Origin of the sequence: Paraburkholderia sp. CHISQ3, from assembly GCF_030464945.1 — a bacterium.
Taxonomy (GTDB): Bacteria; Pseudomonadota; Gammaproteobacteria; order Burkholderiales; family Burkholderiaceae; genus Paraburkholderia; species Paraburkholderia megapolitana.
Genome location: NZ_JALPRG010000015.1, coordinates 158,411 through 183,057, shown reverse-complemented (window position 1 = coordinate 183,057; position 24,647 = coordinate 158,411). Strand labels below are relative to the sequence as shown.

Below are 24,647 nucleotides of genomic sequence, written 5' to 3'. Positions count from 1 at the left end.
AAATTCGATGAAAATTTGCGGCTCTAGTGGGTCAGTTCTGCGCGGACATCAACAACCAGCGTCCAATCGACGCGCAACCTATCGATATGGCGAGGCGGAGGGGAATACCTTGGCATCGATGCCTGAGAATCGAAGAAACTGCTTCACGTATTCAATGGAATCACGATCTGCGTTCCCTGGTCCAACAATCACCTCCTTGATGCAATCAAGGACGTTGACGGTTTCGCGATAAGGCGTCAACCCATATGCCCCCTTTCTCCACTTTGTGTCAGGCAGCATGTTGTTCCCACTCAGTCCAGCGGCCTTCCGAAGATGGCTCGTGTTGCAGACGATTCTCCATTCGTGTTCGGTGTCGAAATCAGAGTGCTTGCAGAACGCGCAAACGCGGTCGATGTAGTCCCTAGCTGTGTCGGCGGAGTCTTGGTCGATAAAAGGAGCCGAAACGACTAGGCTTATCAAGTCTTCAATCTGAGCGTTGTCCCGCCCCTCTTCGGCATAGACGACGGGACCGAAACTCCATCCGTCGGCGCTTGCCCCGGACGGAACGAGCGAATAATTGGGAGAGAGCAACGCAGCGCTAATTTTCTCCCGCAAAATGTTTACGTCGAATCCAATGGCAAAGCCGGTCCCGCGATCCGCGTAGGCGACCCATTGCGGGACTGAATCTTTCTTCTCGGAAAAGCAGCAGACATAGTAATCACTAACGTCTTCGATCAATTCAAAGCGAACCCTAAGAGCCAGATGCAGGTCGCCAAACATCTTGTCACCCTTCGCCGCCAATTTTGCAATGCGTTTGAGAGCAAGCTCCTTAAACCATTCGAGTTCTCGTCGATCATTAGTTTTTCTCGCGTCCGAAACCCAAAGGCATCCATTCCGCAAGATGCTGAGAAACGAATCCGCACCACAATAGTGATAAACCGTGCTTGCGTTCGCCATGAACTCCCCCGTCTTTTGTCGGATCAATTTTCGGTTGCAAGAGAAACAAACAGCCCCCACCACGCCAACGACCATTTTCACCTGAAATCATCGGCAAAACCGAGTCAATGACTACCCCCACCCACAGGAAACTCAATGAAATCGACGGGAATGAATGCCGCTAACCACACACCGTTCTCCGACAGAAAAAACGAATGCCCTGTCGCTTGCATGCGCGCCGCGTCGATCACCAGAACGCAGGGCTTGCCGTGACGGCTGCCCACATTCCTTGCCGTTGTTTCGTCCGGCGAAAGATGCACATGTTGTCTTTCGCCAGCTTTCAAACCATCCCTGCGGATTGATTCGACAAAGCGTGTCGCCGTGCCATGAAAGAGTCGATCTGGAGGCGTTTGAGGTACCAGTCCCAATTCAACCGCAACCGAGTGCCCCTGATTGGCCCGGATGAATTGCCCATCTGAGCTAATAGCGAAGCGCTGTTTATCGCTACTGGCGACAACCTGCTCAAGAAGCTCACGAGTCAATTCAACGCCATGTTCTTTGGCGCGTGCCAGAAGAATATCGATTTGTGCCCAACCTGCTTTATCCAGCGACAGGCCGATCGTCTCGGGACCATGACGAAGAACAAAACTCAGGAATTTGCTCGCGATGACGCCTTTGTCGCTCATGTCAGTTTTTCCATTCTTCATGTTCCGGCAGCATGCATTGCTCGACCCATTCGCCCATGTTTGCGTAAATGGTCGTGATCGGCCACGGAGGTTGTTGCTTACTCGAAGCCCAGGTCAAATGAACGACTGCTACCCTACCGCTGCCATCCAGCAGTTCAAATAGCGCGTCGTCGCCCTGACCACGACCAATGAGTTGTCCGCGTACCCCAAACATCTCGTGCCCCGGTGAAATCTCCAACCCAAGCTGGCGCGCAAAATTCGCATGAAAACTTTCATCCATGTTTTGCGTCGACCACCAGGGTTCAAGCCATTCCATCAATAGATCCACGTTTTTGCTGATCGCGTCCGGCCAATATGGTGGTTAAAGGAGTGCTGATATCCGGCATCGATTGTCGATGATCCAACGAAGGTTGTCGAATCCCGCTCACGCCACGAAAACCGCCACAAGACAGCTCGAGATACGTTGAAATCATTTCAGCTAGACTGCCTCAACCCAGAGGAAAGAACATGACTTCATGGTACCGGCGCATGACAAAAGTCCAGAGGCTGACCTTCTGGGCATGCTGGGGCGGCTGGGCGATGGACGGCATGGACGTGCAGATATTCGCGTTCGTCATCCCAACGCTCATCGCGCTATGGGGCATGACGAAACCTCTCGCGGGACTCATAGGCACTGCGGCGCTCGCTACCTCTGCCGTGGGTGGCGTCGTTTCTCTCGTGCCCGCTGCGGTCGGGTTCACCAGTGCCAGGTTTGGACTTGCGCCGTCCATCGGCGCATGGGCCGTTGGTTCGTATCTGTTCGTGTTTATCGGCGCACTGTTCATGCCGGAAACCCGCAATAAAGAGCTTGAAACGAGTATCTGAGCTGGTGATATCCAATGAGCTACCACTTGAACATACGAGTTGCCGACGGCGCCGAGATCGCGCAGCTAGCGCAGTTGGACCCGATCGCCCTGCGAGATGAAAAGCGGAAGGCGTTTATAGGAAAGGCAGTCGAGATGGGACACTGCTGGATCGCCACCGATGCACACGATCAACGATCGCTGCTCGGATATGGCATCTTGAACCACTCTTTCTTCGAACAGAATTTCATCGCACTCGTCGTGGTAAAAGAAAATGCCAGGCGCCAAGGCGTTGCCACGGCCATTATCAAAGCGCTCGAAGCTCAGTGTTGCGGAAACAGGGTTTTTACGTCGACGAATGCGTCGAACATGTCCATGCGCGGTCTTCTGGACCGCCTGGGCTATACCGGTAGTGGTCAAATCGACAATCTCGACGCGGGAGATCCAGAGCTTGTATTCGTCAAGCTGATCACTTCGTGAGCGATTTACCTTTGCGGGCTTCGCACCTGTCTGCAAAGCCCCTCGCTAACCCTTCACCACCCCCGCCCGCTTCCACTTCTCAAGCGCACTCACCCCCGGCACCGGCTCAAAACTCATCAACGCCTTCTCCATATCCGCACCATGCGCGTTCTCCCAGTCGCCCAGCAACTGCGCCGCCTTATGCAGATCCTGACCATAGAACCGATGAGAGAAGATCAGCGCATAGCCCACCCCATCCATCAGCACGAAGCGCGTAAAAACGCCTTCGACCACACCCGGTGCCGCCATCATCGACGCGATGAAATGCTCGGCGGGACGATCCGGTGTCCTTGGAACGGAGCGTGTCTTCAGCACCGCGCCCTTCAATTTAGTAGAGTCGAGCAACGAGTTCGCAGCGCTGGCAAGATCATCCGCAGTCTTGACGCCGCGATAGATAACGACCGACACCATGTCGCTCCACGTGTCGAGATTCGTCTGCCCCGGCGGCGTGAATTCAAAGAGCGTGTCGTCGCTCCAGCGGAAGAAGTAGTCCGTCCCGTTGAAGCGAAACGCAGACTGCTCAGCCGTTTGCGCAGCAACAAAACGAAAATGCGCCGTCGATACCAGCGCAATACCACCTACGATCAACCGCCGCCGCTTGAGCATCAAGGTCTGCTGCATGATCGCCTCTCCATGTTTAAACGACAAAACGCCAGCCTCACGATCTGATTGAATCAGTTCGCGAGACTGGCGAGTGGCTGCCTGCAACCGCCTAGTTCTGGATGAACGTATTGAGTGACGAGCACAGGAAGCCCGTGCACCCGGTCGCGAGGAAGTACAGCGCCGCTGGCGTCGAACCGAACGCAAGCCCACCGAGATACGCTTCGCTCTGCGCACCCTGTGCATTCGCCTGCTGGATGAATGCAGCGCTGGTTGGCTGCGGAGTCTGCGACAGGTAGGTGAAGGTCGGCGATTGCGTCTGGTCTTTCACGTAGACCGCCACCGAGTCAGTACCGAAACCCAGGGGCCCCTTGAAGCGGTAACCCTTCGCACCTTCATTGTTAGCCTGCGTGACGAAGTCGCCGACGCTCTGCGCTGGCGCCACGGCATCGTACGTGTACTTCGAAGCCGACGAGTTGTCCTTCATGTACAGCGACGTGCTCGCCGAATCGAGTTGAACCGGGCCGTAGTACCAATATCCGCTCTGACCTTGCGCGTTCGCCTGGGTCAGGAACGCGGCCGAACTGGTCGGTGAGGCTGCCGCGGCATAGCTATACGTCGCGGACGAATTGCCCTGGTGACGATAGAGATTGCCAAGCGTCAGCGGGCCCTCGTAGCGGAAGCCCTTTGCGCCCTCCTGGTTTGCCTGCGCGAGAAATCCCGCCTGCGTAGCGTCGGCGTTCTGGAACTCGTAGCTATACGTATTGGCACCGTCGTTGATGAAGACATTCATGGCGGTGGTCCCGCCATTGTCCGAAAAGCCCAGGTCGGCGATATAGCGGTAGCCCTTCGCACCTTCGGCATTCAACTGGGCAAGGACCGAGGTCGCATCGCTCGGAGCCGCCAGTGCTTCATACGTCATCGTCCGTACGGACCCGCCGCCCGATGTCGGGCCGGTGCCGGTGCCGCCGGTTCCGGAGGTACCGCTCCCGGTATGACTGCTGCCTCCACCCGAACTGTCGCTGACGCCATCGCCTCCGCAGGCGGCCAGTGCCAGACATGCTGCAATCACGACGATCTTTGGACTCATCTTTTTCCCCTGGTTGTAATTAGCCGGTTCTTCCTGGACGCCTTGTCAGGAAGCAGAACCTGTAAACCCGACGTCGGCGGCGTCGGCGTACCACTGGTAAAAATTAACAATCTCGCATCCTGCTGAATTTCAACGATAAGAATGGTGCCTGTCGATTCATCTCACGGTGAATTCGAAAGCAATAACGATCATCTATCTGGCTTTTTTAAAAAAATTTCGACCGCCTTAATCTAACTTTATTTGATACGGGTGTAGAAATTTCCGGGAATCTGGAATCTCAGTTGAAAAGAACAGAATGGGAGGTTCATTGCACGCGCACTTCGCAAAAGAGAACGATTAGTCTCACATCCCAACTTCTGGGAGCATCAGTCCCGCGGGCCTTACCAGATAAGGCTTTGCCCCCCCCCTACGCAGCCCGCGCGACTACCCGGAAAGCCACATTTGGCGCACTTCTGCGAGACAGACGTGTATGTAAATACGACCGTTTTGCTTACAGATCGCACGGTAGCGAAGGAACTTGAACACCGCCAGTGCGATTACTCGAATAACTCATTCCCTTCGATGCAACCCACCGTCGAGCGCCCGTGTTGCAGTATCTTTTATAAAACATCGCTAGATGGACTTGCATATCGCTTCAAAACAAGCCAGGATTGTGGCCTGAAACAAAGCAATCCGGACTGATTCTCTTGGTGAGCCACGCCCGCAACCGGGGTTAATTAATTTCAGTGCGTCATTTCGAGGAAGCAGGCAGAAACCGGAGTAACGGTACCGGCCTTACCACTCAAAGTAAGGCGACATCGATTCGCTGACGGGGACCCGGGCAAAATGAAAACATCAATCGGTTGAACGCTGGGCTCGACGCCCTGTAAAAAATGAACGCACGCCGTACTTCACGGCCGTGTCGCCTGCCGCGGAAGCCACCGCGGCCTAAAGCATCCGCAGCACCGACCTTTGCGCAGGATTGCCTCATGCACTCACTGGATCTCAACCTGTTACAGGCTCTCGATGTGCTCCTCGAAGAAGGCAGCGTCGTCGCAGCGGCAGCGCGAGTCCATCTCAGCCCGCCGGCGATGAGCCGCACGCTCAGCCGGATTCGCGAGATGGTCGGCGACCCCGTGCTGGTTCGCGCCGGCAGCCGGCTCGTGCCGACGCCGCGTGCAGAAGAACTGCGGCCGCAAGTGCGTGCGTTGCTCGAAGAAGCGCGGCGCATGCTGGTGCCGACCGCGACCGATTTCACCCAGCTCAGCCGCGTGTTCACGTTGCGCGCAACCGATGCCATCGCAGCAACGATCGGGCCGCGGCTCGCCGAGCGGATTCGCGCCGAGGCGCCGAACGTCTCGCTGCAATTCGTCACCCATGGCGAAGACACCGTAGATATCCTGCGCGACGGTGAGGTCGATCTCGAGATCGGTGTACTCGGTGACGTGGCGCCGGAAATCCGCTCGGAAACGCTCTACGTCGAGCATCTGGTCGGTGTGGTGCGGGCGGATCATCCGATGCTCACGGGTTCGATCACGGCGCAGCAATTCGCTGCAGCCGGGCATATTTCGTTTACGCGCCGGGGCCGCACACCAGGGCCCGTCGATGCCGCGCTGGCTCAACTCGGCCTGACCCGCTCGATCGTCCTCGCCGTGCAACACGCAAACGCGGCACTTCTGGCCGCGGCGAACAGCGATCTGGTAGCGGTGGTCGGCGACGACCTGGCGCGTCGCGCCGAGCGCTTGCGGCTCGCCGTCGCGGTGTTCAATCTGCCGTTCGATACGCCGGAGATCCCGGTCGCCTTCGCGTGGCATCGCCGTATGGATACGGACCCGGCGCACCGCTGGCTACGCGATCACGTGAAAGCGATCACTGCCGTGCCGTCGGGTATGAATGGGGCGGTAAGAAACTTTAGTCGCCCAGAAACGCACGCAGCCGCGCATTGATGCGATCGGGAAACTCGTGATGCACCCAGTGCGACCCTTCCTCGATTCGTTCGACGCGTAGATCCGACACGTATTCGTCGAGCCCATCCAGCAGGCCAGGCAATAACGCCGTGTCCCGCATACCCCAGATGACGAGCGTCGGCACGTCGACACGATGGTTGCCACTGTCGATCTCGAAGCCATCGATACCCGTGCTGTCCGGCCCCGGCGCATGCAAACGGCTCGCGCGATACCAGTTCAGGCTACCGGTCAACGCACCCGGCTGCGACCACGCTTCGACGTAGGCGTCGCGCGTCGCGTCGCTGACCTCGCGACCACCGACTCCCCACGTATCGAACATCCGCTGTAGCCGCGCATAGCGGTTTTCCGAAAGCAATGCCTCGGCGCGTTCCTGACGAAACACGAGCACATACTCACTCGCCTTGCGCTGCGCCGCGTTGTCCTTCAGTTCGCGGTACATCAAACACGGATGCGGCGCATTGATGATGACGAGCTTGCGCACCTGTTGCGGGTACCGCGCGGCGTGGTCCCATGCAATCACGCCGCCCCAGTCGTGCGCGACGACGAAGACCGGTCCCACATCGAGGTGCGCGATGAACTGCTGCAAGTCCTCGACGAGTACGCGCGAGCGGTACGAGGCAACATCGGGCGATTTCCCGGAGAGGTTATAGCCGCGCATATCGACGGCGACGACCCGGTAGTGATCCGACAGCGCACGCAACTGCGCTTCCCAGCCAAACCAGAACTCGGGAAAGCCGTGTATGAAGAGCAGCGTCGGCCCCTCACCCGCAGTGACGTAATGCAGCGTCGTGCCGTTCACGTCGGCAAAACGATGTTCGAGTTGCTGCGTCATACGTGCTCCTTCCAGTAGTCGCCGGTCATCGCGCAAGAATCAGACAGCATCCTCGCGCACACGGTACTTGTCGAGTTCCAGTTTGCCGATCTGGTTGCGGTGCACTTCATCGGGACCGTCCGCGATGCGCAACGACCGTGCCGTCGCATAGCCATGCGCAAGGAACCGATCCTGCATGCCGAATCCGCCGCACGCCTGGATCGCCCAGTCGATCACCTGGCACGCCATGTTCGGTGCCGCGACCTTGATCATCGCAATCTCGCGCGTCGCGACCTTGTTGCCGACCGTGTCCATGCGGTGCGCGGCGTTCAGCACGAGAAAGCGCGTCTCGTCGATCAGGATGCGTGCATCGGCGATACGCTGCAGCGTGATGCTCTGCTCCGCGACCGCACGTCCGAACGCGACCCGCGAGAGACTGCGCTTGCACATCACTTCGAGCGCGCGCTCAGCGAGACCGACCAGCCGCATGCAGTGGTGAATCCGGCCCGGTCCGAGGCGACCTTGTGCGATCTCGAAGCCGCGTCCTTCACCGAGCAGCATGTTGTCGGCAGGTACGCGTACGTTCTCGAACAGTACTTCGGCGTGACCATGCGGCGCGTCGTCGAAGCCGAACACCGGCAGCGGTCGCACCACCGTGACGCCGGGGGTGTCGCGCGGCACGAGGATCATCGCCTGCTGACGATGACGCGGCGCCTGCGGGTCGGTCTTGCCCATGAAGATAAACACCTTGCAGCGCGGATCGCTCGCACCGGAAGTCCACCACTTGCGTCCGTTGATCACGTAGTGGTCGCCGTCGCGCACAATCGAACTTTCGATGTTCGTCGCATCCGACGAAGCCACGAGCGGCTCGGTCATCGCGAACGCCGAACGGATCTCGCCGCGCAGCAGCGGTTCGAGCCACTGGCGCTTCTGCTCGGCGGTGCCGTAACGCGCCAGCACTTCCATGTTGCCGGTGTCGGGTGCCGAGCAGTTGAACACTTCCGGCGCCCACACCACGCGCCCCATGATCTCGCACAGCGGCGCGTACTCTGCGTTGGTCAGACCTGCGCCATGTGCCGATTCGGGCAGGAACAGGTTCCAGAGTTCGGCCGCTTTGGCGCGCTCTTTCAGCTCTTCGATCAATGCGATCGGTTGCCAGCGGTCACCCTCATCGATCTCGCGAAGATAACGGTCTTCGTTCGGGTACACGTACTCGTTCATGAATGCCGACACGCGCTGCTGCAGCGCGGCCACTTTGGCGGAAGGTTCGAAGTTCATCGTCTGCTCTCGTTGTCTGGTTAGGTTGGGTGGTAGTGGCTGGCGCAGCGTGCGTCGGCCGTGTGTGTCGTCAGGTCAAGAAGCCATCGCGCGTTCCGCGCAACGCCAGGCCACATCGGCGAGCTGCGCGGCGCGTCCGCCGGCTTCGCGCGCATGCCGGCTGCTCGCGTTGCCATCGATTGCGCGCTTCATGATTCCCTGCAAAATGCCCACGCCGCGGAACAGGTTGTAGGCAAGGTAGAAATTCCATTCGGCTTCGCTCACGGCGGGCACGCCGGCGCGTTCGCAATAGCGTTCGACGAAATCGCGTTCGAGCGGAATGCCGAGCGCCTGCAGTTGCGCATCGTCGATGGGACCGAGGCCGCGGAAGCCATCCGCCGGCAGATGCCATGCGAGACACAGATAGGAAAAGTCAGCGAGCGGATCGCCGAGCGTCGACAGCTCCCAGTCCAGCACCGCGACGATGCGCGGCTCGACCGGATCGAAGATCACGTTGTCGATGCGAAAGTCGCCGTGCACGATCGATACGCGCTCGCTGGCCGGCACGTGAGCCGGCAGCCATTCGATCAACCGCTCCATCGATTCGATGCGCTGCGTTTCGGACGCACGGTACTGGTGAGTCCAGCGCTTGATCTGCCTCACGAAATAGTTGCCCTTCGCACCGTAGTCGTCGAGGCCGAGTGCACTCACGTCCAGCGTATGCAACGCAGCCATCACGCGATTCAGTTCGTCGAACATCGCGCTGCGTTGTGCGGGCGTTGCATCGGGCAGACGGCTTTGCCAGTTCACATGCCCGTCCACACAGGCCATCACATAGAACTCGGAGCCGATCACCGACGCGTCGCTGCAATAGCAGAACACCTCCGGCACCGGCACTTCGGTATCGCGCAACGCGGACAGCACGCGATATTCGCGATCGATTGCATGTGCGGACGGCAACAACTGGCCCGCAGGCTTTCTGCGCAGCACATACCGACGCGATGGCGTCGTGAGCAGGTACGTCGGGTTCGACTGGCCGCCCGAAAAGCGGCTGTATTCGAGCGGCCCTGCAAAGCCGTCGAGGTGTTGTTCGAGATACGTCGCGAGCGCCTCGATATCGAGGCGGTGAGCGGGGTCCACGGTCGCGGCGAGAGGCAGGGCGTCGGTCATGCGAGTACAGGTCGAGTAAGGGATAAATTAACCAGCGACGTGAGTAGGCGTGCGGTCGAGCAGAATGTCCTGCATCCGCGTTTCGATCGACGCCTTGATCTTCGGATGCGTCAGGATGTAGAACTTGCCCGCCTTCACACCGTCGAGCGTGATGCGCGCGATATCGGCCGCGCTCAGTCGCCCTGCGCGGATCGCCTGGCGAGCACGTTCCGCGTACGGTGCGGCACCCGGGTTGCGTTCGCCGAATTCGGCGGGCCGGCGCTCTTCCGCATCGGCGATACCGGTGTTCACGAATGCCGGGCAAAGCACCGACATGCCGACGTGCGGAGCATGCGTTTGCAACTCGTGATACAGACATTCGGAGATCGCGACGACACCGTACTTGCTCGCGCAGTAGACGCCCGACCCTTCATACGCACCGAGCCCCGCCGCCGAAGCCGTATTGACCACGTGACACGGTTCGCCCGCCGCCAGCATGCCCGGCACGAAGCTGCGGATGCCGTGCGCAACACCCATCAGATTGATACCGAGCACCCATTGCCAGTCGTCGAGCGTGGTGCTCCACAACGGGCCGGTCGTACCGACGCCCGCGTTGTTGAACAGCAGATGCACGGCGCCGAAACGCGCGATAGACGCTTGCGCGAGTGCATCGACGGATTCCTGTTTCGACACATCGCAACGCACTTCGAGTGCCTGTGCGCCATCGGGCAACAGCGAGTGCGTGTGCTTCAAGCCGGCTTCGTCGATATCGGCGAGTACGACCCGCATGCCTTCGGCCGCACAGAGAATCGCCAGTTCGCGGCCAAAACCGCTCGCCGCACCTGTGACAACCGCCACCTTGTTCTTGAGATCTTCCATGGATCGCTGAGCCTCAGGTTGCGAGAAAACCGCCGTCGACGTTGATGCACGAGCCGGTCGTAAAGGCGGAGGCATCCGACGCGAGGTACAGCACGGTGCCGGCCATTTCATCGGGTGCGGCGATCCGGCCAAGCGGGATGCGCTTGAGCGCTTCATCGCGCGCCTGCGGATCGTCGACCAGCGCGGCCGCAAAGCGCGTTGCAGTCGGACCAGGCAGCAGCGCGTTGACGCGCACGCCTTGCGCACCGCATTCGGCAGCGAACGTTTTCGTCATCGAGATCACCGCAGCCTTGGTGATCGAATAAATACCGATCATCGGAACCGGCACGACGCCCGCGATCGACGCAACGTTGATGATGCTGCCGCGCCCCTGTTTTGCCATCCGTTTGGCCGCACGCGCACACATGATGAAATAGCCGCGGATGTTCACGTCGACGGTCTTGTTGAATGCGTCGATGGTGGTGTCGACCGTGGGACCGAAGTACGGATTGGCCGCTGCGTTATTGACGAGGATATCGAGTGCGAGGCCACGGCTGTCGAGAAACTCGAACAGCCCTTCAATCTGCTCGAGATCGCCGATATGACAGGCGTACACATCGGCCTTGCCGCCGGCAGCGCGAATGCGCTCGGCGACTGCTTCGCATGCTTGCGCCTTGCGGCTGCTCAAAATCACGTGAGCGCCATGCGCCGCGAGCGTGATGGCGATCTGCTCGCCGATGCCGCGGCTTGCACCGGTGACCAGCGCGACGCGGCCGGTCAGATCGAACAACGTGTTGTCCATTGTCGTGTTCCTGGAATGGTTCGAATGTTTTGGTCGAGCGCCCGCACATTGCCGTGCGTGGAAGCGCCTAGCGGTAAGTGAGCAACGCCAGATCGCGCGCCCAGTCAACATGGGCTGTGCAGTTCAGCGAATCGAGGCTGCGGCGGCCGCGCGTGAATCGCACACGCGTCACACTGGTGTTCGCGAGCGACCAGTTCAGCCGGCCCATCGCTTCGTCGGTCAGATTCATCAGGTGCTGGCAGATCGTCGCGATCACGCCACCCGAGGTGAACAGCACGATCGATTTCGCGGGCTGCGTGTCGTCGGTGATCGAGGCGAAGCCATCGAGGCAACGTTCGCGAAAGTGCCGCCACGACTCGATGTAATCGGCGTCGTGCTCACCGCTCGTCCAGCGCGTCACTGCGCTGAGGAATGTGCGTTGCAATGCGGCGGGCGTGGTGTCGATATCGGACGCACCGATGGCGCGCTGGTACACCGTCAACACATCCTCGTGATCGAACTCGTCGAAGCGCTCATCCACCGTACTCGCGACAACGACATCGCTAGCGGGCTCGAGCAACTCCCGCGCCCAGCCTTCGACGGTCTCGCGATGACGGCGCATCGAGCCGCTCACCACGCGGTCCACCGGTAGCGCGCAGGCACTGAACCAGCGGCCGAGCGTGCCGGCCTGCGCGAAGCCGAGCGTCGACAACCGGTCGTAATCGTCGCTGCCAAACGACGCCTGCCCATGCCTGATGAGTAAAAGCTGTGCCATGTACCGCCTCCTATCGACAGACTAAGGAGGCAGGTAGAATGCGTCAAATGAATAGATTGAATCCACTTCAAACCATTTCATGCATATATCCAAAACCGACCTGAATCTCTTCGTGGTCCTCGAAAGCATCTATGCGCAGGGCGGCATCACGCGCGCGGCGGATCAGTTGAATTTGAGCCAGTCGGCGGTCAGTCACGCGCTGAACCGGTTGCGCGAGCTGCTCGGCGACCCGCTGTTCGAACGGCACGGTCACGCGATGGTGCCGACGCCATTCACCCGCTCGATCATCGGGCGCGTGCGCGACGCACTGCACACGCTCGAACTCACGCTGCACGAAACCGATCGCTTCGATGTCGAGTCGACGGTGCGGCGTTTTTCTCTTGGGGTGCGCGATGTGCTCGAAGCGGTCGTGTTGCCGCCGGTGATGAAACAGATCGTCGCTGCGAGCCCGTCGCTCGACGTCGCCACCGCGCAGCACGATCGTCGGACGCTGGAGGCCGATCTGCTGGCCGGCACCTTCGATGCCGCGATCGATGCGCTGTTGCCGGTGCCGCAGACGGTGCGCACCGCCCACCTCGCCTCCGACGGTCTCGTCGTACTAAGCCGGCGCGGTCATCCGCAGGTAGGCCGGCGTCTGACGCTCGACACCTATGTCGGCGCCCAGCATGTGCTTGTCACGAGCCGACGCCGCGGGCTCGGCATGGAGGACATGGAACTGGTAAAGCTCGGCTTGCAGCGGCAGGTGCGGCTGCGCTGCATGCATTACTTCGCGGCCTGCCGCGTGGTGAGCGAGACCGACCTGCTGCTGACGATGCCGGGACGCTACGCGCAGCTGCTCAACGAACTGTTCGACAACGTGATGCATCCGTGCCCGCTCGATGGCGCATCCGCCGATGCCTATCTCTACTGGCACGCGAACGCGGATGCGGACCCGGCTAATGCCTGGTTCCGGCAGAAGATTGTCGATGCGTTTGTGTAGTACGCGAGCGTATACGCTTCAATCCGGATACTCGAGCCGCGGATACCAGTCAGTCCCGCGACCCTCCGGCGTCATATCGAAGATGGTCCAGATCGGCATCGGATCGGGCGCACCGCGCGGATCCTGACCGGGGTCTGCCGTGTCGGAACCCATCTCTCCACTCCAGAAGTGGCGCACCGTACCATCGCGGCGCGTGAACACGTTGAGCGCCGGATCGTCGCCGCCCTCGCTGTTAAGCCCGTAATAATCGCGGCTGTACTGGCCGTCGATATCGCAATACAGCTTGAGGTCGCGCCAGCCGCGCTCTTTCTTGAACGCCACAAGACGCTCGATCGGTGAACGCGCCACCACCGCAAGCGCCACCCGTTGCCCGATGTCGCGGGCTTCGCCGTTCCATGCGCCGAGCAACGACGTACACATCGGACACGGGCGCTCGCGTTGCGGACCGAACATATAGCTGTAGACGACCAGCGTCTCTTTGTCGCCGAACAGGCCAGCGAGATCGAGCAAGCCGCCTGTCTCGCCCTGGAACCGATAGTTGCCGGTCACCTGCCCGCCTGGCGGAAGCGCGCGACGCTGCGCCGCAACCCGTTCGATGTGCCGGCGCAATTCGATCTCTTCAGCGAGCAGCGCATTGCGCGCGCGACGATAGTCCGCGCTTTCGTTCGGGAACGTTACACCGTTGCGCTTCACCAGTTCGACAGCGGGGACGAGGGGCGAGTCGTGCGTCATGTCAGTCTCCTGTGAGTGAACGAATTCGTTGCGAAGCTGAATGCCGGATCAATCGCGATCGGGTGCGCCGAGCGGAAACAGCGGGCGGTACGGACGCGCTTCATCGACCGCACGCACCACCGAAGGCCGCGCCAGCAACCGCTGCCGGTAAGCAATCACGTTGCGCAACGACGGGTCGATGCGATGCGTCCAGTCGGCATAGAACAGGAACGGCGCGGCGCCACAATCGGCGAGGCTGAAGCGCTCACCGGCTGCCCATTCGCGTTCGGCCATCTGCTTGTCGAGCCATGCATACGCCGTTTCGAGCATCGCGCGCGCGTCGGTGACGCCACGAGGATCACGCTCGGTCTCCGGTCTCAGGGAGTCGAACACGACTTTCTGCTGCGGCGTCGAGATGTAGTTGTCGAAGAAGCGGTCCATGCTGCGCACTTCGAGTGCGGCACGGGGATCGGCGGGCAACAGCGGCGCCGGTCCCGGATGGTAAAGGCCCAGGTACTCGATGATGGTCGTCGCCTCGGTCACGACGCGGCCATCGTCCACGAGGAGCGGAAAACGCCTCATGGGCCACAACTTTGCAAATTCTTCGAACAGTTGCGGGTTCTCGTGCGAGAGCTGCCGCCATTCGAACGGCGTGCCGTTTTCGTAAAGCGCGATCAAAACCTTCTGGCAGTACGAGGAAAACGGGTGTGCGTAGAGTTTCAAGGCCATCGTCGTCACCTTCGGTGGAAAAGTCGCGTTTACCTGACGACGAACGGGACGGACACGAATCGACAGTGCCACGGGAATTTTTTTAGCTCTTTTAGCGATCGTCGCGTGGCAACGTCAGCCTGCCTTGCAGAGTCGCAGGCACAGCATGGCGAACGGAAAGCTAATCGAAAGATTTTTTCTCAGCGCCAGGCTACGCCGCGTCGAACGACATAAGCGATATGAAGTGCGCCAGCCCCCACCCCCGGTTTTGCTATATTGCCCCCTTACCTCACCACCTTTCTACCCCAGCCACCATGCGCGTCGGCCGCCCCGTCCCCTCGCTGCCGCAACCCATCTGCGACTACTGCGGCGCGAAAGCCCGCTTCGTCAGTTCAGGTGAAGACGGCTATCCCTACCGCGACGATCACGGTCCGCTATGGACCTGCACGCCGTGCGAGGCGTGGATCGGCATCTTCCCGCGCAGCACGCGGCGCGTGCCGCTCGGCCGCCTCGCCAACGCCGAGCTGCGCGACTGGAAGGCGCGGCTGCATGCCGCGCTCGAACCGATGGTGCAAGCCAAGGTCCGCCGCGACGGCAGCAACGTCTTCGAAGCGCGCGCCAAGGGCTATCGGTGGCTCGCGGGCGAAATGAAAATCGACGAAGACCAGTGCACCATCCATCATCTCGACGCCGATCAATGCAAGGCCGCGATCGACATCATCGAGCGCTTCGAGCAGAGTCGCCGCGGCGATAACAACGCGTCATAGACCGACCGGCCCCGCCTGCGGCCGCCTTCAAAACCCACCGACACAATTTGTGCAACGCAGCGGCAAGCTGCGCAAAAAGTACCACTGCGAAGATTCTTTTGAAGTGGTGAACAGTGTTTCCTGAGCACTACAGTGCAGTCGACCGATGCCATCCAACACGCATCGGCCGGACAGCGAAAAACAAATCAGGAGACAACTGTGAACACGATTCGATCTTTGGCGGCCTGTGCTGTGATCGGCGCGACCGTACCCGCCGCGGCGCTCGCGCAAACCTGCAACGTGCCGGTGCTCAGAGTGCTGGCGCAGAAAAGTCTGGGCCTGTCGGTGATGGAGAAGTCGCTGCCCGATTACGAGAAACGTAGCGGTACGAAGGTCGAAATCAATTACTTCGGCGAAAACGACCGGCGTGCGAAGTCGCGGCTCGATGCATCGACGGGTGCCGGTTCGTATCAGATCTACTACGTCGACGAAGCGAATCTCGCCGAATTTGCATCGGCGGGCTGGGTCGTGCCGCTGCTCAAGTACTACCCGAAGGACTACGACTACAACGACTTCCTGCCGGGCCGCCGCGCGGTCGCGAACTACAAGGGCGTGGCCTATTTCGCGCCGCTGATCGGCGGCGGCGACTTCCTGTTCTATCGGCGCGATCTGCTCGAAAAGGCACATCTGCCGGTGCCGAAGACACTCGACGAACTCGTCGCCGACATCAAGAAACTGAACGCGCCGCCCAACATGTACGGCTGGGTCGCGCGCGGCCAGCGCGGCTCGGGCATGAATGTCTGGCGCTGGGCGCCGTTCATGCTCGCCGAAGGCGGCACGTGGACCGACAAGAACCAGCAACCGGCGTTCGATTCGCCGGCCGCGGTCAAGGCCACGCAGCTCTATAGCGAGCTGTTCAAGTACGCGCCGCCGGGCGCCGCGACTTACGACTGGAGCAACGCGCTCGAAGCGTTCCGCTCAGGCAAGGTCGCCTTCATGATCGAGTCGACGCCGTTCGCTGACTGGATGGAAGACCCGACCAAATCGAGCGTCGCCGACAAGGTCGGTTACGTGCGGCCGCCGGCGCCGTTGCCGTCCGCCGCATACGGCCATGGCCTTGCGATTTCATCGGTCGGGGCGAAGGACGAATGCACGCGCCAGGCCGCGGGTAAGTTCATCGCATGGGCAACCAGCAAGGACCAGGAGCAGGCCCGTCTGCGCGACAACGTGTTCAGCGACTACAACCGCACGAGCACGATTCAGAGCGATTACTTCCAGAAACATGTGAAACCGCAAATTCTGAGCGGCCTGAACGACACGAACCCCGTCACCAAAGTGACGATCTGGGCAAGCCCGCAGTGGCCCGATATCGGCGACAACCTCGGTATCGCGCTCGAAGAGATCTTCACGGGCACACAACCCGACGTGCAAAGCACGCTGACCGACGCGGTTCAGTACGCGAAGGATGCGATGGAACACGGCGCGAAGAAGTAGCACGCGTGATCTTGCAAGCAATCGCAGGCCGCTCGCGCGGCGCTGTTGGAGACATCGATGTTCAATCGCGGTAAAACGAGTCTGCCCTGGGTGTTTCTCGGGCCGCCGCTCGCCATCATGGCGCTGCTCGGCCTGATCCCGACTATCGCAGCCATCAACCTCGCGCTGAAAAACCGCGTACTGCGCTATCCCGACAGCGAATACGTCTGGCTGCGCAACTTCGCGCGGTTGATGTCGGATCGCCGCTTTCTGAATGCGATCCAGGTATCGGCGGTCTGGGAAATCGTCACCGTGCTCGGCGCGGTCGCGGTCGGTGTGCTGCTCGCCATCTATCTGTTCGAACGGATTCACGGGCGCATGCGCAACGTCATCGCGCTGCTGCTGATCATGCCGGTGCTGCTGCCGCGCGTATCCGCGGCGTTCATCTGGAAGTTCATGTACTCGCCGCTGACCGGCATCCTGAGCTGGGCGCTCGGCGCGGTCGGTATCGAGAACACCGCGTTCCTGTCGAACCCGCATGCCGCACTGTATGCGATCGCGCTGGTCGACATCTGGCAGTGGGGCCTCTTCTTCGCAGTGGTCGTCCTGAAGCTGCTCGAAACGCTGCCGCCCGAACCGCTCGAAGCCGCGCGCCTCGACTACGCATCGACGTGGCAGGTGTACGCGTACATCGCGCTGCCGATGCTCAAGGTGCCGATCATGAGCCTCGTCTTCATCAAGATGGTCGAGTCGCTGCGCTCGTTCGACCTGATCTACGTGATGACCAAAGGCGGCCCCGGCATCGCCACCGAGACGCTCGACATGTATGCGTATTCGCAGGGCATCGGCCTGTCCGGCAAGGTCTCGTACGCGTCGAGCATGGCCGTGCTGATGATGATCGCCACCACAGCCATCTTTACGCTGATCTGGAAGCGGGTGAACAAATGGGAAGACTGATCTCGCGCAGCGTGACGGTGGCGGTCGGCGGCACGATTGCAATCGTCGCGGTGTTTCCGATTTTCTGGGCGCTGCTCAACTCGCTGAAGAATCTGCTCGATATCGTCACGCCGACGCCGCGCTTCTTTTTCACCCCGACACTCGACAACTACCGCCAGGTTCTGTCGAGTCCCGAGGTACTGATCGGCCTCGGCAACAGCATTGCGATCGTCGGTAGCTCGGTGCTGATCGGTGCGCTGCTCGGTGTACCGGCCGCCTACGTGATCGCCCGCTTTCACATACCGGGCAAGCGCGACATCCAGTTCTTCCTGCTGTCGCTGCGTTTCCTGCCGCCCGTGGCAGTCGCGATTCCGTTGATCGCGATCTGGGTCGACCTCGGTCTGTACGACACGAAGCTGTCGATGATCGTCACGTATCTGCTCGTCACGCTATCGACTATCACGTGGCTGTCGATCCCGGTGTTCCAGCGTCTGCCGCGCGAAGTCGAAGAAGCGGCGACGCTCGACGGTTACGGTCCGTACGCGGTGTTCTGGCGCATTGCACTGCCGATCTGCTCGAACACGCTGATGGGTGGCATCGTCTTCAGCTTCGTGCTGGTCTGGAACGAACTGATGATTGCGCTCGCCCTCACTTCATCCCGCAGCGCGACGCTGCCCGTCGTCGCCTCCGCATTCACGTCGCTCGGACAGGAAGTACCGTGGGGTGTGATCAATGCGTCGACGGTGCTGCTCGCGCTGCCCCCACTGATTTTCGTCGGCATTCTGAGCCGGCTGTTGAACTCGATGCTCAAAGGCAAGTAAGGAGACGGTAGTGAAAGCTCTGGTACTCGAAGAGGCACGCAAACTGGCGCTGCGCGACATCGACATTCCGCTCGAAGTCGGTCCGCGCGACGTGAAGATCAAGATTCATACGGTCGGCGTGTGCGGTAGCGACGTGCATTACTACACGCATGGACGCATCGGCCCATTCAAGGTGGACAGCCCGATGGTGCTCGGGCATGAAGCTTCGGGCACGGTGGTCGAGATCGGCGACGAAGTTACGCACCTGCATGTCGGCGACCGTGTGTGCATGGAGCCCGGTGTTCCGCAGTTCGATTCGCCGGCTACGATGCGCGGCCTCTACAACCTCGATCCCGCCGTGCGCTTCTGGGCGACGCCGCCCGTTCACGGTTGCCTCACGCCGTACGTCGTGCATCCGGCAGCGTTCACGTTCAGGCTGCCGGACAACGTGTCGTTCGCGGAAGGCGCGATCGTCGAACCGCTGTCGATCGGCTTGCAGGCCGCGAAAAAAGCCGCGATGAAGCCAGGCGATGTGGCAGTGGTGATCGGCGCGGGCACGATCGGCGCGATGACTGCGCTAGCCGCGCTCGCGGGCGGCGCATCGCGCGTGATTCTCGCCGACGTGATCAAGGAGAAGCTTGCGCTGTTTGCGAACCACGCTGCAGTCACGACGGTCGACGTGCGCGCACACTCGCTGCTCGACGCAGTGCGCGCAGCGACCGGCGACTGGGGCGCGGACGTCGTCTTCGAAGCGAGTGGCAACGCAAAGGTCTACGACACCCTGATCGATCTGCTATGTCCCGGTGGCTGCGCAGTACTGGTCGGCATGCCGGTCGACCCGGTCCCGCTCGACGTGGTTGCACTGCAAGCGAAGGAAGCACGCATCGAATCGGTGTTCCGCTACGCGAACATCTTTCCGCGCGCGCTCGCCCTGATCAGCTCGGGGATGATCGACGTGAAGCCGTTCATCTCGCGCAAGTTCGCGTTCGCCGACGGCTTGCGCGCATTCGAAGAGGCGGCGGCGGGACATCCGCACGACGTCAAGATTCAGATCGAGATGGACTGACCATGGCACAGATCGTTTGCAAGGGACTCACGAAGCGCTATGACGGCGGACCGCCGGTGCTGCATCCGCTCGACCTGCAGATTCGCGACGGCGAGTTCGTCGTACTGCTCGGCCCGTCGGGCTGCGGCAAGTCGACGATGCTGCGGATGATCGCCGGCCTCGAGGACATCACCGGTGGCGAGCTGTCGATCGGCAACGCGGTCGTCAACGCGCTGCCCGCACGCGAGCGCAACGTCGCGATGGTGTTCCAGAACTACGCGCTCTATCCGCACATGACGGTGTACGACAACATTGCGTTCGGCCTGCGCCGGTTGAAAGTGCCCGCGCCCGAAATCGACCGGCGCGTGCGCGAGGTCGCGGCGGTGCTGAGCCTCGATGCGATGCTCGAACGCAAACCGCGCGCGATGTCGGGCGGACAGCAGCAGCGCGCGGCGATCGCACGCGCAATGATCAAGACGCCCGCGGTGTTCCTGTTCGACGAACCGCTGTCGAATCTCGATGCCAAGCTGCGCGCGCAACTGCGCGGCGACATCAAGCGGCTGCATCAGCGGCTCAAGACGACGACGGTCTACGTCACGCACGATCAGCTCGAAGCGATGACACTCGCCGACCGCGTGATCCTGATGCGCGGCGGCCATATCGAACAGGCCGGTACGCCGTCCGATCTGTATCACTACCCGCATACGGTCTTCGCGGCGGGATTCATCGGCACGCCGGCGATGAATTTCATCGACGCCACCGTGAGCATCGAAAATAGCGTGCCGTATGCGCGCTGTCATGACCGCAGTTGGCCGCTCGCGGCACCGCGATTCGCCGGTTTGCAGGCGGGGCAGGCGGTCAAGCTGGCGATCCGGCCGAACTATCTGAAGATCGCCGAGGGCCATGCGCCGTGGCCGCTGCGGATCGACGGCCGGATCGAACTGGTCGAACTGCTCGGCGCCGAAGCGCTCGTCAGCTTCGATTTCGCGGGTGAAAAGCTGGCCGCGCTGGTCCCTGCGAATGCGGTGCCGACGCTCGGCGACATGGTAACGTTCCACTTCGAAGACAGAGAACTGCATGTTTTCGACGGGCAAACCGGGCGCAACGTCACGCTGCCGGCTATATCGCCGGGCACGCAGCAAGCGCCGGTGCATACACCGGACACGCCCGCAACACCGCAGCGGGCGCAGCCCGCGGCCTGAGTTGCAAGCGAGGTGCAAGCAAGGCGCAGGCGGTCGTAGCAGCGCAGTGGAGGAACGACGCAATGAATCCCGATCTAGAAGTCGTACATACGCGGCGCGACGAAACCTTTCGCGCCTGGGTGCACGGCTATCCCCACGACGTCGCCAAGTGGCACTTCCACCCCGAGTACGAAATTCACTTAATCAGTGCTTCGACCGGCAAATTTTTCGTCGGCGACCATATCGGGCAGTTTGCGCCCGGCAACCTCGTCGTCACCGGACCGAACCTGCCGCATAACTGGATCAGCGAGATCGGGCCGGGCGAATGCGTGCCGTCGCGCGATATCGTGCTGCAGTTTTCGCGCGAAGCCGTGCAGCAGATGGTGGCGGCCTTCACGGAACTACAGCCGGTGGTCGGCATGATCGACGATGCTTCGCGCGGCCTGCAGTTTCCCGATCACGTTGGCCTCGCACTCGTTCCGCTGATGATGGAACTCGCCGACGCGCACGGTTGCCACCGCGTCGAGTTGCTGATGTCGCTGTTCGACCGGCTGTCGTCCTGCTCCGATCGGCGTGTGCTCGCCGGGCCTGCGTATCACATCGATGCACAACGTTACATGTCGTCGACGATCAATCAGGTACTCTCCTACATCCAGCAGAACTTGCCGGGCACGCTGCGCGAAACCGATGTTGCGGATCTGGTCGGTATGAGCGTCAGTACGTTTACGCGTTTTTTCCGCCGCCAGACCGGTTCGACCTTTGTGCAGTACCTGAACCGGCTGCGTCTGAACGAAGCATGCGAACTGCTGATGTGTTCGACGCTGAGCGTGACCGATATCTGCTACCGGGTCGGCTTCAACAACCTGTCGAATTTCAACCGGCAGTTTCGCGCGATGAAAGGCATGCCGCCGTCGCAGTTTCGCGCGCTGCATCAACTGAACGAACACATGATCGCTGCCTGATGCGCAATTGCGCCGGGCCCCTCTCTTACTATTATTTCGGCGCCTCTCCATGACCTTTCTTGGAATCGACCTCGGCACTTCTGAGGTTAAAGCGGTCCTGACCGACGACGGCTCCGCGCCGCTGGCAACCGCCAATGCTCCGCTCATCGTCGACCATCCGCATCCGCACTGGTCCGAACAAAGCCCGCAAGCGTGGTGGCACGCAACGCTCGATGCCATCGCCGCGATCCGCGCGGCGCACCCCACCGGCTTCGCGGCGCTGCGCGGCATCGGGCTGTCGGGACAGATGCACGGTGCGACGCTGCTGGACCGCAGTGGCCAGGTGCTGCGCCCCGCGATCCTCTGGAACGACACGCGCGCATTCGCCGAGTGCGTCGAACTCGAGGCGCTGGTGCCCGAATCGCGGACCATCACCGGCAATCTCGCGATGCCCGGCTTCACCGCGCCGAAACTGTTATGGCTCGCGAAATACGAAGCATCGGTGTTTCGCGCCATACATAAAGTGCTGCTGCCGAAGGATTACGTCGCGTGGCGGTTGACGGGCGAGTTCACGTCGGACATGTCGGATGCATCGGGCACGCTGTGGGTCGATGTCGCGAAGCGCGACTGGTCGGACCGGATGCTGAGCGCCACCGGTCTGTCGCGCGAGCAGATGCCGAATCTCGTCGAAGGCAGTGCGCCGGCTGCGCAGTTGCGCGATGGGTTGCGTCGGGAATGGGGTATCGAAGGTCCGGTCACGCTGTGCGGTGGCGCGGGCGATAACGCAGCCAGTGCGATCGGCATGGGTGTCGTGGGCGCGGGCGGCGCGTTTTTGTCGTTGGGCACGTCGGGCGTGCTGTTCTCTGGTACCGACCGCTTCGCGCCGAATCCGGAACAGGGCGTGCATGCGTTCTGCCATGCGCTGCCTGAACGCTGGCATCAGATGAGCGTGATTCTCTCAGCGGCCGCGAGTCTCGGCTGGCTCTCGCAGGTCGCGCATACCGCTGTCTCCACATTGCCGGAACTGGCCGCACAGGTCGATCCGGCCAGCGCCCCGATCTTCCTGCCGTATCTGAACGGCGAGCGCACACCGCACAACGACGCTAACGCACGCGGCATGTTCTGGGGACTCTCGGCCAGCCATACCACCGCCGATCTTGCGTACAGCGTGATGGAAGGCGTCGCGTTCGCGATGGCCGATGGCTATGCCGCGCTGCAGGGTGCGGGCACGACGCTCGAACAGGCCTCGTTTATCGGCGGCGGCTCGCGTAGCCGCTTCTGGGCACAACTGTGCGCGACCGCGATGGGTGTGACGATGCGCCGGCATGCGAGCAGCGATATCGGTGCGGCGCTCGGCGCGGCGCGGCTTGCGCGGCTTGCGGTCACGCAGGATACGGTGGCCGAGGTTTGCACCGCGCCGCCGGTCATCGAGTCGTGCGAACCGGACCGCGCGTCGGAGCCGTTGCTCGCGCAACGTCTTGCTCGTTATCGCAGGTTGTATGTGGCGCTGAAGCCGGAGTTTGCTGCGGCTGGGTAGCGGGTGGGGTGCCCGGCGCCGCATGGGCAGGGCAGCGCGATGCTCGACTGATTCAGCTCGCGATGCTCGTTATGCGTCGGCCAGAGAAAACTCGCGCGTTTCGGCGTAACGCTTGCTGAAGATCTTCATGAACGACGCGAGCACGCTAGCCTCGTGCTCGGTCAACGCGTTGTATAACGACGCACGCACGCCGCCAATCGACCGATGTCCTTCCAGTCCATGCAGCCCCGCCTCACGCGCCTCCTGCAGAAACTGCGCGGTCAGTTCGGGCGTCTGGCATTTGAACGCAACGTTCATCAGCGAGCGCGATTCGCGCTCGGCATGCGCGCTATAAAACCCGGGTTCGGCATCGAGCACGTCATAGAGCAGACTCGCTTTGCGCCGGTTCACTGCATCGAGACCTTCGAGGTCACCGAACGTTTCGCGCATCCAGCGCGTCACCAGCAAGACGATGTAAATGGAGAAGACGGGCGGCGTGTTATAGATCGACCGCGCAGCGATGTGGGTCCGGTAATCGAGAATATTCGCGAGACCCGTTTGCGCCCGTTCGATCAGATCGTCGCGCAGAATCGCGATCGTGACGCCGGCCGGGCCGAGGTTTTTCTGTGCATGTGCATAGATCATCACGTAGCGAGAGATGTCGACGGGTCGCGACATGAAGTCGGAGGACATATCGCAGAACACGGGAATGTCGCCGGCGAACAGCCCGTCGGTTGCCTGTAGTCCTTCCACCGTTTCGTTCGAAACGTAATGCAGGTAGCTCGTACGCGGATCGATATCGAGTTCCGCCGCTTTCGGCATCCGGCGAAAGCCGCTCGATTCGCCATCCCACACGACGCGCATGCCCGACCCAACGCCGGAATCCGACATGCTCTTGCGGCTCCAGTATCCCGACGAGACATACGAAGGCGGACACTCGCCCATGCCGCCGAAGTTCATCGCCAGCATCGCGAACTGCAACGTGCTGCCGCCTTGCAGAAAGAGCACGTGATAGTTCTGCGGAACCTTGAGCAGGTGGCGAATGTTCGCTTCGGCTTCGTCCATGACCTCGCGAAACCAGTCGGAGCGGTGACTGATTCCAAGCACCGAAAGACCGACCTCGGGTACCTCCAGGATGGCCTGCTGCGCTTGCATCAGGACTGGTAGAGGGAGCGCGCCCGGTCCGCCGGAGAAGTTGTACTGAAGGTTCATGTGTTCCTCGCCTGAGAGATTCGCGGTATCGCGCACCACCACACCACCGATAACGAAGCATGAATCAAACGGCGTTTGGCACAGCGCCCGATGCGAAGAAGGGTTATCACACGCGAAGGCACACGAATGATGCGGGCGAGCGGGATTCGGGACGCTCTTTCGCATTCTCG

Annotated in this window: 26 protein-coding genes; 12 read left to right on the top strand and 14 right to left on the bottom strand. The window is 61.2% G+C overall.

Translation table 11 applies throughout. From position 1 onward, the window contains the following. Positions 1-78 precede the first annotated feature (78 nt). The 3 genes from M0D65_RS29855 to M0D65_RS29845 form a co-directional block, all read right to left on the bottom strand. Complete coding sequence (locus M0D65_RS29855; protein WP_266255733.1) at positions 79-936, bottom strand: DUF2971 domain-containing protein; 858 nt, start codon at positions 934-936, stop codon at positions 79-81. A gap of 104 nt (positions 937-1,040) precedes the next feature. Beyond that, a complete protein-coding gene (locus M0D65_RS29850; RefSeq protein ID WP_266255732.1) occupies positions 1,041-1,601 on the bottom strand; it encodes an RNA 2'-phosphotransferase in 561 nt (186 codons plus the stop codon). Position 1,602: 1 nt separating this feature from the next. Next, complete coding sequence (locus tag M0D65_RS29845) at positions 1,603-1,917, bottom strand: hypothetical protein (protein ID WP_266255731.1); 315 nt, start codon at positions 1,915-1,917, stop codon at positions 1,603-1,605. Between the two features lie 212 nt (positions 1,918-2,129). Here M0D65_RS29845 and M0D65_RS29840 point away from each other — a divergent pair, with 212 nt between their 5' ends. Both M0D65_RS29840 and M0D65_RS29835 read left to right on the top strand, forming a co-directional pair. Beyond that, positions 2,130-2,465, top strand: coding sequence for a hypothetical protein (locus tag M0D65_RS29840; protein WP_266255730.1), 336 nt, complete (start codon positions 2,130-2,132; stop codon positions 2,463-2,465). A gap of 14 nt (positions 2,466-2,479) precedes the next feature. Then, the gene (locus tag M0D65_RS29835) at positions 2,480-2,923 is read left to right on the top strand and encodes an N-acetyltransferase (protein WP_266255729.1); all 444 of its coding nucleotides are present in this window, start codon (positions 2,480-2,482) and stop codon (positions 2,921-2,923) included. Between the two features lie 45 nt (positions 2,924-2,968). On the opposite strand, the gene M0D65_RS29830 is transcribed toward M0D65_RS29835, so the two are convergent. Both M0D65_RS29830 and M0D65_RS29825 read right to left on the bottom strand, forming a co-directional pair. Beyond that, positions 2,969-3,583 (bottom strand): hypothetical protein, encoded by a 615-nt coding sequence (locus M0D65_RS29830; protein WP_266255727.1) that lies wholly within the window; start codon positions 3,581-3,583, stop codon positions 2,969-2,971. 91 nt (positions 3,584-3,674) lie between these two features. Next, entirely contained in the window at positions 3,675-4,652 is a 978-nt protein-coding gene (locus M0D65_RS29825) for a hypothetical protein (RefSeq protein ID WP_266255726.1), read from the bottom strand. Positions 4,653-5,620: 968 nt separating this feature from the next. Between M0D65_RS29825 and M0D65_RS29820 the strand changes: the two genes are divergently transcribed. Further along, positions 5,621-6,577: a LysR family transcriptional regulator gene (locus tag M0D65_RS29820; protein ID WP_091011102.1), complete on the top strand. Its 957-nt coding sequence runs from the start codon at positions 5,621-5,623 to the stop codon at positions 6,575-6,577. On the opposite strand, the gene M0D65_RS29815 is transcribed toward M0D65_RS29820, so the two are convergent. The 6 genes from M0D65_RS29815 to M0D65_RS29790 all read right to left on the bottom strand — a co-directional run bounded on the left by M0D65_RS29815 (position 6,543) and on the right by M0D65_RS29790 (position 12,229). Then, positions 6,543-7,430 (bottom strand): alpha/beta fold hydrolase, encoded by an 888-nt coding sequence (locus M0D65_RS29815; protein ID WP_266255725.1) that lies wholly within the window; start codon positions 7,428-7,430, stop codon positions 6,543-6,545. The two genes, M0D65_RS29820 and M0D65_RS29815, sit on opposite strands and share 35 nt — an antisense overlap. Positions 7,431-7,469: 39 nt before the next feature. After that, positions 7,470-8,687 carry an acyl-CoA dehydrogenase family protein gene (locus tag M0D65_RS29810; protein WP_091011100.1) on the bottom strand — a complete coding sequence of 406 codons (1,218 nt, stop codon included), beginning with the start codon at positions 8,685-8,687 and terminating at the stop codon, positions 7,470-7,472. A 75-nt stretch (positions 8,688-8,762) separates the two neighbouring features. Then, the gene (locus M0D65_RS29805; protein WP_266255724.1) at positions 8,763-9,836 is read right to left on the bottom strand and encodes a phosphotransferase; all 1,074 of its coding nucleotides are present in this window, start codon (positions 9,834-9,836) and stop codon (positions 8,763-8,765) included. Positions 9,837-9,863: 27 nt separating this feature from the next. After that, entirely contained in the window at positions 9,864-10,694 is an 831-nt protein-coding gene (locus M0D65_RS29800) for an SDR family NAD(P)-dependent oxidoreductase (protein ID WP_266255723.1), read from the bottom strand. Between the two features lie 13 nt (positions 10,695-10,707). Next, the gene (locus M0D65_RS29795; RefSeq protein WP_266255722.1) at positions 10,708-11,475 is read right to left on the bottom strand and encodes an SDR family oxidoreductase; all 768 of its coding nucleotides are present in this window, start codon (positions 11,473-11,475) and stop codon (positions 10,708-10,710) included. A gap of 67 nt (positions 11,476-11,542) precedes the next feature. Further along, positions 11,543-12,229, bottom strand: coding sequence for a histidine phosphatase family protein (locus tag M0D65_RS29790; protein ID WP_266255721.1), 687 nt, complete (start codon positions 12,227-12,229; stop codon positions 11,543-11,545). Positions 12,230-12,308: 79 nt separating this feature from the next. On the opposite strand from M0D65_RS29790, the gene M0D65_RS29785 reads away from it, so the two are divergent. Then, positions 12,309-13,208 (top strand): LysR family transcriptional regulator, encoded by a 900-nt coding sequence (locus tag M0D65_RS29785; RefSeq protein WP_091011095.1) that lies wholly within the window; start codon positions 12,309-12,311, stop codon positions 13,206-13,208. Positions 13,209-13,226: 18 nt separating this feature from the next. On the opposite strand, the gene M0D65_RS29780 is transcribed toward M0D65_RS29785, so the two are convergent. Beyond that, the gene (locus tag M0D65_RS29780; protein WP_266255719.1) at positions 13,227-13,940 is read right to left on the bottom strand and encodes a DUF899 family protein; all 714 of its coding nucleotides are present in this window, start codon (positions 13,938-13,940) and stop codon (positions 13,227-13,229) included. 48 nt (positions 13,941-13,988) lie between these two features. Next, positions 13,989-14,648 carry a glutathione S-transferase family protein gene (locus M0D65_RS29775; RefSeq protein WP_266255717.1) on the bottom strand — a complete coding sequence of 220 codons (660 nt, stop codon included), beginning with the start codon at positions 14,646-14,648 and terminating at the stop codon, positions 13,989-13,991. 293 nt (positions 14,649-14,941) lie between these two features. Here M0D65_RS29775 and M0D65_RS29770 point away from each other — a divergent pair, with 293 nt between their 5' ends. The 8 genes from M0D65_RS29770 to xylB all read left to right on the top strand — a co-directional run bounded on the left by M0D65_RS29770 (position 14,942) and on the right by xylB (position 23,286). Continuing rightward, on the top strand, positions 14,942-15,394 hold the full coding sequence (locus M0D65_RS29770; RefSeq protein ID WP_266255716.1) for a zinc-finger-containing protein: 453 nt from the start codon (positions 14,942-14,944) through the stop codon (positions 15,392-15,394). 198 nt (positions 15,395-15,592) lie between these two features. Continuing rightward, positions 15,593-16,867, top strand: a complete 1,275-nt coding sequence (locus M0D65_RS29765) for a sugar ABC transporter substrate-binding protein (RefSeq protein WP_091011091.1) — start codon at positions 15,593-15,595, stop codon at positions 16,865-16,867. Positions 16,868-16,924: 57 nt separating this feature from the next. Then, positions 16,925-17,803 (top strand): carbohydrate ABC transporter permease, encoded by an 879-nt coding sequence (locus M0D65_RS29760; protein ID WP_266255715.1) that lies wholly within the window; start codon positions 16,925-16,927, stop codon positions 17,801-17,803. Further along, a complete protein-coding gene (locus tag M0D65_RS29755; protein ID WP_266255714.1) occupies positions 17,791-18,603 on the top strand; it encodes a carbohydrate ABC transporter permease in 813 nt (270 codons plus the stop codon). The genes M0D65_RS29760 and M0D65_RS29755 overlap by 13 nt, the downstream gene beginning before the upstream one ends. Before the next feature lie 10 nt (positions 18,604-18,613). Further along, positions 18,614-19,648 carry an NAD(P)-dependent alcohol dehydrogenase gene (locus tag M0D65_RS29750; protein WP_266255713.1) on the top strand — a complete coding sequence of 345 codons (1,035 nt, stop codon included), beginning with the start codon at positions 18,614-18,616 and terminating at the stop codon, positions 19,646-19,648. 2 nt (positions 19,649-19,650) lie between these two features. Next, the gene (locus M0D65_RS29745) at positions 19,651-20,829 is read left to right on the top strand and encodes an ABC transporter ATP-binding protein (RefSeq protein ID WP_266255711.1); all 1,179 of its coding nucleotides are present in this window, start codon (positions 19,651-19,653) and stop codon (positions 20,827-20,829) included. A 62-nt stretch (positions 20,830-20,891) separates the two neighbouring features. Further along, entirely contained in the window at positions 20,892-21,770 is an 879-nt protein-coding gene (locus tag M0D65_RS29740; RefSeq protein ID WP_091011086.1) for an AraC family transcriptional regulator, read from the top strand. A 49-nt stretch (positions 21,771-21,819) separates the two neighbouring features. Then, a complete protein-coding gene (xylB, locus tag M0D65_RS29735) occupies positions 21,820-23,286 on the top strand; it encodes a xylulokinase (protein ID WP_266255710.1) in 1,467 nt (488 codons plus the stop codon). Positions 23,287-23,355: 69 nt separating this feature from the next. Here xylB and serC read toward each other — a convergent pair whose 3' ends face one another. Further along, positions 23,356-24,477, bottom strand: a complete 1,122-nt coding sequence (serC, locus tag M0D65_RS29730) for a 3-phosphoserine/phosphohydroxythreonine transaminase (protein ID WP_266255708.1) — start codon at positions 24,475-24,477, stop codon at positions 23,356-23,358. Positions 24,478-24,647: the final 170 nt, after the last annotated feature.

What these genes read in the sequence shown, in the direction of transcription:
- M0D65_RS29855 (WP_266255733.1), bottom strand. Translation starts at nt 936, where the DNA reads ATGGCGAACGCAAGCACGGTTTATCACTATTGTGGTGCGGATTCGTTT.
- M0D65_RS29850 (WP_266255732.1), bottom strand. Translation starts at nt 1,601, where the DNA reads ATGAGCGACAAAGGCGTCATCGCGAGCAAATTCCTGAGTTTTGTTCTT.
- M0D65_RS29845 (WP_266255731.1), bottom strand. Translation starts at nt 1,917, where the DNA reads ATGGAATGGCTTGAACCCTGGTGGTCGACGCAAAACATGGATGAAAGT.
- M0D65_RS29840 (WP_266255730.1), top strand. Translation starts at nt 2,130, where the DNA reads ATGACAAAAGTCCAGAGGCTGACCTTCTGGGCATGCTGGGGCGGCTGG.
- M0D65_RS29835 (WP_266255729.1), top strand. Translation starts at nt 2,480, where the DNA reads ATGAGCTACCACTTGAACATACGAGTTGCCGACGGCGCCGAGATCGCG.
- M0D65_RS29830 (WP_266255727.1), bottom strand. Translation starts at nt 3,583, where the DNA reads ATGCAGCAGACCTTGATGCTCAAGCGGCGGCGGTTGATCGTAGGTGGT.
- M0D65_RS29825 (WP_266255726.1), bottom strand. Translation starts at nt 4,652, where the DNA reads ATGAGTCCAAAGATCGTCGTGATTGCAGCATGTCTGGCACTGGCCGCC.
- M0D65_RS29820 (WP_091011102.1), top strand. Translation starts at nt 5,621, where the DNA reads ATGCACTCACTGGATCTCAACCTGTTACAGGCTCTCGATGTGCTCCTC.
- M0D65_RS29815 (WP_266255725.1), bottom strand. Translation starts at nt 7,430, where the DNA reads ATGACGCAGCAACTCGAACATCGTTTTGCCGACGTGAACGGCACGACG.
- M0D65_RS29810 (WP_091011100.1), bottom strand. Translation starts at nt 8,687, where the DNA reads ATGAACTTCGAACCTTCCGCCAAAGTGGCCGCGCTGCAGCAGCGCGTG.
- M0D65_RS29805 (WP_266255724.1), bottom strand. Translation starts at nt 9,836, where the DNA reads ATGACCGACGCCCTGCCTCTCGCCGCGACCGTGGACCCCGCTCACCGC.
- M0D65_RS29800 (WP_266255723.1), bottom strand. Translation starts at nt 10,694, where the DNA reads ATGGAAGATCTCAAGAACAAGGTGGCGGTTGTCACAGGTGCGGCGAGC.
- M0D65_RS29795 (WP_266255722.1), bottom strand. Translation starts at nt 11,475, where the DNA reads ATGGACAACACGTTGTTCGATCTGACCGGCCGCGTCGCGCTGGTCACC.
- M0D65_RS29790 (WP_266255721.1), bottom strand. Translation starts at nt 12,229, where the DNA reads ATGGCACAGCTTTTACTCATCAGGCATGGGCAGGCGTCGTTTGGCAGC.
- M0D65_RS29785 (WP_091011095.1), top strand. Translation starts at nt 12,309, where the DNA reads ATGCATATATCCAAAACCGACCTGAATCTCTTCGTGGTCCTCGAAAGC.
- M0D65_RS29780 (WP_266255719.1), bottom strand. Translation starts at nt 13,940, where the DNA reads ATGACGCACGACTCGCCCCTCGTCCCCGCTGTCGAACTGGTGAAGCGC.
- M0D65_RS29775 (WP_266255717.1), bottom strand. Translation starts at nt 14,648, where the DNA reads ATGGCCTTGAAACTCTACGCACACCCGTTTTCCTCGTACTGCCAGAAG.
- M0D65_RS29770 (WP_266255716.1), top strand. Translation starts at nt 14,942, where the DNA reads ATGCGCGTCGGCCGCCCCGTCCCCTCGCTGCCGCAACCCATCTGCGAC.
- M0D65_RS29760 (WP_266255715.1), top strand. Translation starts at nt 16,925, where the DNA reads ATGTTCAATCGCGGTAAAACGAGTCTGCCCTGGGTGTTTCTCGGGCCG.
- M0D65_RS29755 (WP_266255714.1), top strand. Translation starts at nt 17,791, where the DNA reads ATGGGAAGACTGATCTCGCGCAGCGTGACGGTGGCGGTCGGCGGCACG.
- M0D65_RS29745 (WP_266255711.1), top strand. Translation starts at nt 19,651, where the DNA reads ATGGCACAGATCGTTTGCAAGGGACTCACGAAGCGCTATGACGGCGGA.
- M0D65_RS29740 (WP_091011086.1), top strand. Translation starts at nt 20,892, where the DNA reads ATGAATCCCGATCTAGAAGTCGTACATACGCGGCGCGACGAAACCTTT.
- xylB (WP_266255710.1), top strand. Translation starts at nt 21,820, where the DNA reads ATGACCTTTCTTGGAATCGACCTCGGCACTTCTGAGGTTAAAGCGGTC.
- serC (WP_266255708.1), bottom strand. Translation starts at nt 24,477, where the DNA reads ATGAACCTTCAGTACAACTTCTCCGGCGGACCGGGCGCGCTCCCTCTA.